The sequence below is a fragment of the Candidatus Obscuribacterales bacterium genome (assembly GCA_036703605.1).
Taxonomy (GTDB): Bacteria; Cyanobacteriota; Cyanobacteriia; order RECH01; family RECH01; genus RECH01.
The window spans coordinates 1-1,012 of sequence record DATNRH010000198.1 but is presented as its reverse complement, the minus strand read 5'-3'; the positions used below and the strand labels follow the sequence as shown (position 1 = coordinate 1,012).

Annotated in this window: 3 protein-coding genes; all 3 read left to right on the top strand. The window is 53.7% G+C overall.

Annotation, left to right across the window (positions count from 1 at the left end; translation table 11 throughout):
* Window positions 1-398, top strand: a 398-nt coding sequence (locus tag V6D20_04160) for a tripartite tricarboxylate transporter permease (GenBank protein ID HEY9814986.1), incomplete at its 5' end; no start/stop codon positions are given.
* The gene (locus tag V6D20_04155) at window positions 388-783 is read left to right on the top strand and encodes a hypothetical protein (GenBank protein ID HEY9814985.1); all 396 of its coding nucleotides are present in this window, start codon (window positions 388-390) and stop codon (window positions 781-783) included. The genes V6D20_04160 and V6D20_04155, both read left to right, overlap by 11 nt.
* Window positions 780-1,012 (top strand): SDR family NAD(P)-dependent oxidoreductase (locus V6D20_04150; GenBank protein HEY9814984.1); only part of this gene is annotated, 233 nt, incomplete at its 3' end. The genes V6D20_04155 and V6D20_04150, both read left to right, overlap by 4 nt.

Sequence of the window (1,012 nt, the reverse complement as noted above, 5' to 3'; positions counted from 1 at the left end):
TGATGTATTTCATAGAGGGTGGGCTGATGAGAAAGCTCGCCCGCATGATCCAGGTACCCAAGCATTTCCTGCTTCCGACCATCATGATGATGTGCGTCATCGGTGTCTTCTCTCTGAACAACCGCGTCTTTGACATGTGGGTCCTGCTGGTCTTCGGTGTCCTAGGCTACATATTCGTAAAGAACGACATTCCCCTCGCTCCAATTGTACTGGGATATATTCTTACCGACATTATCGAGAAAAACTGGCGCTTAGCCACCATGTCGACAGGAGGCGATGTAACTCCCTTCTTTACGCGTCCCATCTCTGTGGTGCTGCTTGTGCTCTCCCTTGTCTCCATTCTCTATCCGATCATCGCTGAAAGAATCTCTAATAGGAGAAAGAACAATGAAGCATGATCAGGGTGAACTGTTCAGCGTTGAAGCAAAGCATGTAGTGATAGCCGGGGGAGCGGGGGGTATAGGGAAGGACCTAGCTGAAGGGTTCGCATCAGCGGGGCTCTCACCGCACTGGCCGATCTCCGGTAGGAGGAAATGCAGGCCAGTGCCCGCCGCCTCTATTACCAGTAAAGAAGAGGTGGAGGCCTGCGTTGAAAAGATTGCCGAGAATATAGGGTGTGTGGGGATCCGTGTGGAGAGGCCCGAGGATTTCGTTCCCACCCGTGTGAGGGCTCTGAAGACCGACGCTCCGGTGGTAGTTGAAGTGATGACCGACAGGAAGAGTAATCCGCCGATCACCTGGACACCGTGGTTTAAATTACGCATAAAAGGAACAACATTATGAGATTAGAGGGAAAGGTAGCTATTGTCACCGGTGGGGCGAAGGAGATTGGTCTCCATATCGCCAGTAAGCTGGCTTCCGAGGGCGCTCATGTCGTCATTGCAGACATAGATGCCGCTGCCGCAGAGGAGGCTGCTGCAGGGATTACCCGCGCATCCGGCCGCGAGGCTGCGGGAATGGGAGTGGATGTCACCGATGAGCGGCAGGTTGAAGCGCTCATAGCCTTTGCCGT

What these genes read in the sequence shown, in the direction of transcription:
- V6D20_04155 (HEY9814985.1), top strand. Translation starts at nt 388, where the DNA reads ATGAAGCATGATCAGGGTGAACTGTTCAGCGTTGAAGCAAAGCATGTA.